The following is a 7,123-nucleotide window of genomic DNA, read 5'->3' as shown; positions in this document are numbered from 1 at the left end:
CCGCGCGCAGCAGGTCGCGCTGGCCGCGGCCGCGCCGCGGGCGCGCCGCCACGCCGCGCTGGAACCAGATGCCGTCCAGCCTGCCGTGCGCGTAGCCCTTGAGCTCGCCGTTCCAGGACGGCGGCGCGAAGTGCTCGCGCAGCCACAGCATGTCGTCGGCCAGGTGGCGCTGCACCAGCTGGCCGATGGTGCCCGCCACGGCGCGCGCGCCGTCGCCATCGATCATGTGCAGCTTGCGGTACCAGCCGTCCAGCCGCGCCGCCAGCTGCAGCACGCCCTGGGCCAGGCGCTGCGGCGTGGTGGCCTCGAAGTCGTCGAGCAGCGCGGCTTTCAGCGGCGCGGGGTCGTAGCCCAGGATCGCCGCCATCACCAGCAGTTCGTCGGTGTCGAACAGCGCCGCCCAGGTGCCCGGCGAGCCGCCCTGCTCCTCGTGGAAGCGCAGGTGCGAGGCCAGGCCCTCGCCCATGGCGGCGAGCTGGCCGAAGCTGGCCTCGTCGGGCTGGAAATAGTCGCCCGCCAGCGCCGACGGGCGGCGCTCGCGCTGCTCGGTGCCGTCGATCATGTGGACGCCACCCCCAGGCCCGTGCCCTCGCGGAAGTACATGGGGTAGACCATGTTGTAGCGGCTGTTGGTGGTGCGCACGGTGTAGTCGATGTGGATGCGCAGCTCGCCGTCCTCCCAGCGGCCGGCGTCGATGGCGACCTCCTCCACCGTGATGCGCGGCTCGAAGAACAGGATGGCTTTTTCCACCATGTGGCGCATCTCGGTCAGCAGGCTTTCGTTGAGCTGCTCGAACACCATGCGCTTGATGCCGCAGCCGTAGGCCGGCTGCATGATGCGCTCGCCAGGGTTGGTGGCCAGCAGGATGCGCAGGCTCTGCTCGATGTCGGTCTCGGCCGACACCAGCGCCGCGCCGATGCCGCGCGCGCTGTCCATGCCGCCGCCCGCGTGCATGCGCCGCTCGAACGCCGGCGGAAAGCTCCAGCCGGTGCCCAGGAAACGCTTGCTGCCTTGCGAAGCTTCCATGCGCGTCAGCCTCCGATCATCACGGTCGGCAGGCCCATCACGATGGAGCCGCCGTGCGCGCAGGTGTCGCCGATGCGCGCGGCCGGCTTGCCGCCGATCAGCACCGTCATGGAGCCCATCACGATGACGTCGGGCGGGCCGACGCACACGCAGTTGTCGGTGATGGTGGCCGCCGGCAGCATGCCGATCAGCACGGTGGGCACGCAGGGGCCGATGATGGGCCCGCCCACGTGCGGAACGGGCGGCAGCGCGGGCGTGACCATCGGGCACACGTGCATGTCGGTGAGTCGGGCGGCGGGCGGCATGTGCTTGGTGCTTTTTCTTCAGTTGATCATCACCAGCGCGCCCTTGACCGTGGTCTGGCCGGCGGCGGAGAGTTCGGCGGTGGCGCTGCCCTTGCCGGTGAAACCGATCTGGCCGGTGCAGCTGACGTTCAGCCCCGACACCGTGACGTCGGCCGCCGAGGCGGTGATGCTCACGCTGCCGGTCTGCGCCGTCATGCTGATGCTGCCGGTGGCGGTGACGGTGATGTCCTTGGGACTGGTCAGGCTGATGCCCGAAGGCGTGAGCTCCACCTTGTTGCCGTTCTCGTCCAGCAGCTGGATCGACTTGGCCTGGTCGCTCAGGATCACCTGGTTCAGGCCCGGCGTGGTGATGGTGATGATCTTGTTCTCTTCGTCGAACACCACGCGGTGCAGCGCCCGCGTGACGATCGCCTTGGTGTTGTTCGCCGCCTCGGGCGTGTAGGGCGGCGTACGCGAACTGCTGTAGACGCTGCCCAGGATCACCGGGCAGGTCGGGTCGTTGTTCAGGTAGCCCAGGATCACCTCGTCGCCGATCTCCGGCAGCCAGAACGCGCCAAACGCCTGCGACGAGTAGAAATTGGCCAGCCGCGCCCAGACGCCGTCGGTCTGCGCCTGCATCACCGGCGTGGACACCTGGATGCGGTTCTGGCCTTCGGGGTCGGCGTCGAGCTTCATCACTACGCCGATCTGCAGGCCCTCGACGCCCGGCAGCAGGCCGGAGGCGGGCGGCGCAACCACGTCGTCGCGCTCGGCGAACCACTGCGGCGACAGGCCGAACTCGGCGTCGGTGAACCAGTTGCCGTCGGCGATCTCGTGGTGCACGGCGGTGGCGTACACCGTGCCGCTGAAGCGCTCGCCGACGCCGGCCAGCTCGATCAGCCCGCCCACCAGCGCCAGCGCGCTGCCCTGGAACTTGATGCGCCCGCGCACGCGCGCCAGCGACGACTTCAGCTGCTGCGCGTCGGCCCAGGTCTTCAGCTCCGCTGCAGCCAGCGGCGCCGGTGTCTGCAGGCGGTAGGTGGGCACGGCCAGCACCTGCGCCAGCGTGGCGGATGTGAGATTGCCCTGCGCATTGAGCGTGGGCGGCGTGGCGGCGGCGCCGGCCAGCGCGGCCTGCGTGGCCGGGTCCCAGGACACAGCCTGCGCCGAAGCGAGCTGCGTGCGCGCGTCGATGTCGGCCTCGAACTCCATCAGGTCGGTGCCGTAGGTGACGCTGAGCGACGCCGCGCCCGACACCACGGGCGGGCCGGCCGTCACCACGCCGTCGGTCACGATGACCACCATGCCGTTGGCGTCGGCGCGCGCGAGCGCGAAGTCCCAGTCGCTGCTGTAGTACTGCACCATCTCCGGGTGCTGGGTGGTGGTGGCCGTGACGGTGGCGTTGACGCCGGCGGCGGAGAACAGCGTGCTCAGGATGTCGCTGTCCTTCTGGTCGACGTAGTTGGCGTTCTTGCGTCCGATGGTCATGGACGACACCTTGTCGCGGCACTCGATCACCAGCCGCGCGTCGTTGTCGCCATGGATCTTCATGCCGTGGCGCATCACCACGCCCTCGAAAATGGTGGCCACGGTCCCGTCGTAGCCGGCGTCGATGCGCACCAGCGTGCCGGGCACGAAGGACGCCGCGTCGCTGATCGGGAAGGTCATGGTCGGCATGTCGCCGTCGCGCAGCACGATGCGCGCCGACGGAATGGTGTTGAGCTGCCGCTTGATGTTGACCGACAGCAGGTTGCCCGCGGCGGTGTCCGCCAGCGGCGCGCCGTTGCAGTAGACCGTGATGGTCACGGCCCCTTCGGTGTTGAGCGCGGGAGAAACGCCGGGCATGCTCTATTACCCCAGCGGGGGGAAATGCAGCCGCTGCCCCGGCTTGAGGGAGCGGAAATCCGCCAGCCCGTTGAAACGCGCGACGTCGGGGTAATAGGACGAGTCGCTGTAGATGCGGTCGCACAGCAGCGGCAGCGTGTCGCCCTCCTTCACCAGCACCGAGTGGCTCAGGTCGGGCGAGGACTTGTTGGAGATCAGCTCGCCCTCGGACTTGCTCATGGTGCCGATAAAACCCATTTCCACGCGCGCGCGCAGCGGCGCGCCGCTGGGCTTGAACAGCGTGTAGCGCACCGACAGCGAATCGAGCCGGCCGAAGAAGATGATGGTGCCCCACAGCACGCGCACGTGGCCGGGTTCGTGCTTGGTGCTGACGTAGCTGTACACCACCTGGTAGAGCTGCGTGAGCAATGTCTGCACGTCCGGCGGCGGCGTGCTGGCGCCGTTGGCGCTGGGCGTTGCGGGCGGCACGACCCCGGTGCCGTCCAGCACCATGGAGAACTTCAGCTTGTCGGGGTTCATCGCGCTGAACTTCGCGTCGGACCCCACCTGGCCGAGCGTGCGGCGCGTGTTGTAGCGGATCGAATGGTCGTGGCTGATCTCGGCCGGGTTGACCATGGCCGTGAACGTCACGCCGCTGTCGATCTGGACCGTGCCCTCCGGGCGGACGTAGACCCGCGTGAGCGTGAGCAGCGTCTTCTGGCCGAAGGCAGGAGCGGTAGCCATGCGCGCCTCGCTCAGCGTTCCCGCAGGTCGCGCAGCCGCTGCTCGAACAGCGCCACGCACTCCCCGACGATCTCCTCGCGCAGCCGCTCCAGCTCCGGCTGGTCGGTCTGGCCAGGCAGCAGCTGCGGCGCGCCGTTCTCTTCGGCACCCACGGTGGACTTGATCACCATCTGGCGAACTTCGATGGTCATGCTGGTACTTCTTTGTTGCTTCGGTTGGTGTGCGTCATTCGCGTTCTCTCTCGAAGACCGCGCGGCAAAGGCGCGACCGGGCGGGCCGTGGCGCATCCACGAGGCGGTCGGCGCTGCGCGCCGACTCCCCTGCGCTGTTCGATGTCGCGGGCCGCCGCGGAACTCACTGCATAAAAATTGGAAATTTTTATTCCGTTCAAACAGCCGCGGCGAGTCAGATGACGAAGCGCGCTGCGCGCGCGCCCGCGACATCGAACAGCGCAGGCGCCTCGCGAACGATGCGCCACGGCCCGCCCGGCCGCGCCTTTGCAGGAACGGTGTGGACGCGCAACGGCACGAACGCCACGCGCGCTACCTTGTCGCGGCAGGCGGCGGCCGGTGTGGGCGATTTCTGGGGCGGCTGCGGTGTTCGGTTCGCAGCCGGAAAAAATCGGAGATTTTTTATCGTGAACTGACTCGCGGCGGCTGTTTGAGCGGAGCGCTTGCTTGCAAGCGCGCAGCGAGTTCCGCCGCGCCGGCTGCGGACCGGACACCGCAGCGGAGTCGGCGCGCAGCGCCGACCGCCGCGGCATGAGCCCATACCGGCTGCCGCCTGACGCGACGCGCGGTGCGACGAAAGAAGAAGCCACCCTCACACCTCACGAACAGACATCGAATACACGAGCTCGATCTTCTCCACCGCAACCTCGTTGCGTGTGGAGTTGAACGGCTCCATCTCCCACTTCACCGGCCATGCGTTCTGGATGTTCCAGCAGCGCAGCGGCCGGCCGTTGGGGTCGAGCAGGAAGACGTTGACCATCTTGGGATAGATCGGCTTGGCCAAGCCGCCCTCCAGGACCGCCTTGCACCACGCCACCAGGCGCGAGTCCAGCGGCGCGGTGCCGCGCTTGAGCGTCAGCTTGGGCTGGCGCACGGCCTTGGGCACCATCAGCGTGTAGCGGTTCTCGCCGCCTTCGGGCAGCGCCTCGGTCTCGAACTCTGGCCCGATGCCGCTCACCTCCTGGAAAGAGGCGTCGGCATCGGCCGCAGTGGTGCCGAAGGTCACGCTGAAATGGAACGCCGTGGCCTGCGGATACAGCGTGGCGGGCGTGGGCGTCGGCATGGCGTCAGGCGTTGGCGATCGTCAGCCCTTCGTGCGCGATCTCGATGGTCTCGACCGCCACCTCGTTGCCTTCGGCCTTCAGGTCGGTGCCCGTGATCTTGGTCGGCCAGGCATTGGTCAGCGTCCACACCATCGTCGGCTTGCCGTCCTGGTCCAGGAGGCTGATCGTGACCGGAACACGCTTGATCGTGTTCATCTTGATCTTGTTGAACCAGTCCCAGAACTTGTTGTCGGACTTGAACACGCCCTTCTTCATGGTGACGTTGCTGTACTTCTTGATGCCGGGCATCTTGACCGTCGAGAACGTCGCGCTGTCGCCCGAACGGTACTCGATCGGCTGGGCCTCGACGTCCAGGCCGGAGACCTCCTGGAACGACATCACCGCCGAATCCCACTTGACCTCGAAACGGAATTTCGGAATGGGCCAGATCGATGTCGATTGTGCGGAACCGTCATCTGCCATGTTTCACCTCCACGATATTTGGTTAGAGCGTTGTTTCGGTTGGATCACGACTTCTGCATCTGCTGCTGGAAGGTGATCTCGATGAATTCGGCCGGGCGGCTGATCGCGACCAGCACGCTGACGCGCATGATCCCCTCGAGGATGTCGTCGGGTGTCATGGTCTCGCCCAGGCCGACGTGCACGCTGAACGCGTCCTCGGGCACCGCGCCGGCCAGGCCGCCGCGCTTCCAGACGCTGGTGAGGAAGTTGTTGACCATGCTTTTCATCGTGACCCAGGTGTTGGCCACGTTCGGCTCGAACACCATGGCCTTGGCGGCCAGGCGGATCGACTCCTCCAGCATGATCATGGTGCGGCGCACGTTGACGTAGCGCCAGTCCAGGCTGTTGCCGTCCAGCGTGCGGCCGCCCCAGACCAGGGTGCCCTCGCCGCGGAAGGCGCGGATGGCGTTGATCGACTTGCCCTGCGGCGTGACGTTCAGGTCTTCCTGCTGCTCGCTGGAGATCGGCACGGTGGGCGACACCACGCTGTTCAGGCTGACGTTGGCGGGCGCCTTCCAGACGCCGCGCGCGTTGTCCACCATGGTGTAAACGCCGGCCATCGCCGGGCTGGGCGGCAGCACGTTCAGGCGCTTGGCCATCTCGCCGATGACGGCGTTGTAGAACGGGCTGATGGTGGCCAGCGTCTTGGCCAGCAGCCCCATCTTGGTCGGGTCGGTTTCGGTGGAGATCTTGTTGATCTCGGCGACCAGCGCGTCGTAGCGGTCCACGGCGGCCTTGTCCTCGCGCGGGATGTCGCCCGAGCGGGTGACGCCGGGGCCGTACTTGGACGTGTTGTCGCCCAGCACCGCGGCGGCGGCTTCCTGCGTCAGCGCGGTGGTCAGCACGTCCAGGCCGTCGGCGGCCGACGCGATGTTGATGTAGCTCAGATCGCGTTCCTGCACGATCGTGGTGTTGACCCACGGGTAGTAGGCGGAGGCGAAGCCCAGCGTGTTGGTGCCGATCTTGTCGCGGAACTGGGCGACCACGTCGGGCGTGTCGTTGCGCTCGCGGTAGCCTTCCCAGACATCCAGGATGGCGACGCGGTTCTTCATTACCGTGCCGCAGTGCAGGATGGCCTGCTGCTGCAGCGCGTAGCAATCCTTGGACTTCAGCAGGATCGCCTCGGGCATCACGATCATCGTGGGCTCGAGTTCCTTGGTGAGTTCTTCCAGTGCGGTCTCGAAGCGCGAGCCGTCGATGGAGAAGCCGGGGTCGGCCGCGTACGAGCCGACGGACACGATGTAGCAGGGGCCGCCGCCGTTCTGGAAGAAGTGCAGCATGCTGTTGTACAGCAGGTAAAAGCCGGCCGCCTGCGCCAGCAGGTACTTCTCGCCGCCGACGTTGAGCGCGGCGAGGTCGCGCCCGGCCAGCGGAGCGGCCTCTGCGGCCGCGGGCGCCGGTGCGCCGGCTGCGGGGGCAGCTGCCGGCGTGGCAGCGGCGGGTGCCGGCG

At 67.7% G+C, this 7,123-nt stretch carries 10 protein-coding genes; all 10 read right to left on the bottom strand.

The window, feature by feature from the left end:
- The coding region (locus H0U68_RS01080) for a hypothetical protein (RefSeq protein WP_296352289.1) at positions 1–562 on the bottom strand (562 nt) is incomplete at its 3' end.
- Positions 559–1,026, bottom strand: coding sequence for a GPW/gp25 family protein (locus tag H0U68_RS01075; RefSeq protein ID WP_296352287.1), 468 nt, complete (start codon positions 1,024–1,026; stop codon positions 559–561). The genes H0U68_RS01080 and H0U68_RS01075, both read right to left, overlap by 4 nt.
- A gap of 5 nt (positions 1,027–1,031) precedes the next feature.
- The gene (locus tag H0U68_RS01070; RefSeq protein WP_296352286.1) at positions 1,032–1,331 is read right to left on the bottom strand and encodes a PAAR domain-containing protein; all 300 of its coding nucleotides are present in this window, start codon (positions 1,329–1,331) and stop codon (positions 1,032–1,034) included.
- Between the two features lie 18 nt (positions 1,332–1,349).
- Positions 1,350–3,155: a type VI secretion system tip protein VgrG gene (gene vgrG, locus H0U68_RS01065; RefSeq protein ID WP_296352284.1), complete on the bottom strand. Its 1,806-nt coding sequence runs from the start codon at positions 3,153–3,155 to the stop codon at positions 1,350–1,352.
- Between the two features lie 6 nt (positions 3,156–3,161).
- Positions 3,162–3,878, bottom strand: a complete 717-nt coding sequence (locus H0U68_RS01060) for a peptidoglycan-binding protein (protein WP_296352282.1) — start codon at positions 3,876–3,878, stop codon at positions 3,162–3,164.
- Between the two features lie 11 nt (positions 3,879–3,889).
- Positions 3,890–4,069 carry a DUF5908 family protein gene (locus tag H0U68_RS01055; RefSeq protein ID WP_296352280.1) on the bottom strand — a complete coding sequence of 60 codons (180 nt, stop codon included), beginning with the start codon at positions 4,067–4,069 and terminating at the stop codon, positions 3,890–3,892.
- A gap of 214 nt (positions 4,070–4,283) precedes the next feature.
- Positions 4,284–4,415 carry a hypothetical protein gene (locus H0U68_RS01050; protein ID WP_296352277.1) on the bottom strand — a complete coding sequence of 44 codons (132 nt, stop codon included), beginning with the start codon at positions 4,413–4,415 and terminating at the stop codon, positions 4,284–4,286.
- A gap of 285 nt (positions 4,416–4,700) precedes the next feature.
- A complete protein-coding gene (locus H0U68_RS01045; RefSeq protein WP_296352275.1) occupies positions 4,701–5,171 on the bottom strand; it encodes a phage tail protein in 471 nt (156 codons plus the stop codon).
- A 4-nt stretch (positions 5,172–5,175) separates the two neighbouring features.
- Positions 5,176–5,634, bottom strand: a complete 459-nt coding sequence (locus tag H0U68_RS01040) for a phage tail protein (protein ID WP_296352273.1) — start codon at positions 5,632–5,634, stop codon at positions 5,176–5,178.
- Between the two features lie 44 nt (positions 5,635–5,678).
- A partial coding sequence (locus H0U68_RS01035) for a phage tail sheath C-terminal domain-containing protein (protein ID WP_296352271.1) occupies positions 5,679–7,123 on the bottom strand: 1,445 nt, incomplete at its 5' end.

It is taken from the genome of Ramlibacter sp., from assembly GCF_013697775.1.
Classification (GTDB): Bacteria; Pseudomonadota; Gammaproteobacteria; order Burkholderiales; family Burkholderiaceae_C; genus Ramlibacter.
This window is presented reverse-complemented; position numbering and strand designations above follow the sequence as displayed.

What these genes read in the sequence shown, in the direction of transcription:
- vgrG (WP_296352284.1), bottom strand. Translation starts at nt 3,155, where the DNA reads ATGCCCGGCGTTTCTCCCGCGCTCAACACCGAAGGGGCCGTGACCATC.
- H0U68_RS01055 (WP_296352280.1), bottom strand. Translation starts at nt 4,069, where the DNA reads ATGACCATCGAAGTTCGCCAGATGGTGATCAAGTCCACCGTGGGTGCC.
- H0U68_RS01070 (WP_296352286.1), bottom strand. Translation starts at nt 1,331, where the DNA reads ATGCCGCCCGCCGCCCGACTCACCGACATGCACGTGTGCCCGATGGTC.
- H0U68_RS01045 (WP_296352275.1), bottom strand. Translation starts at nt 5,171, where the DNA reads ATGCCGACGCCCACGCCCGCCACGCTGTATCCGCAGGCCACGGCGTTC.
- H0U68_RS01040 (WP_296352273.1), bottom strand. Translation starts at nt 5,634, where the DNA reads ATGGCAGATGACGGTTCCGCACAATCGACATCGATCTGGCCCATTCCG.
- H0U68_RS01060 (WP_296352282.1), bottom strand. Translation starts at nt 3,878, where the DNA reads ATGGCTACCGCTCCTGCCTTCGGCCAGAAGACGCTGCTCACGCTCACG.
- H0U68_RS01075 (WP_296352287.1), bottom strand. Translation starts at nt 1,026, where the DNA reads ATGGAAGCTTCGCAAGGCAGCAAGCGTTTCCTGGGCACCGGCTGGAGC.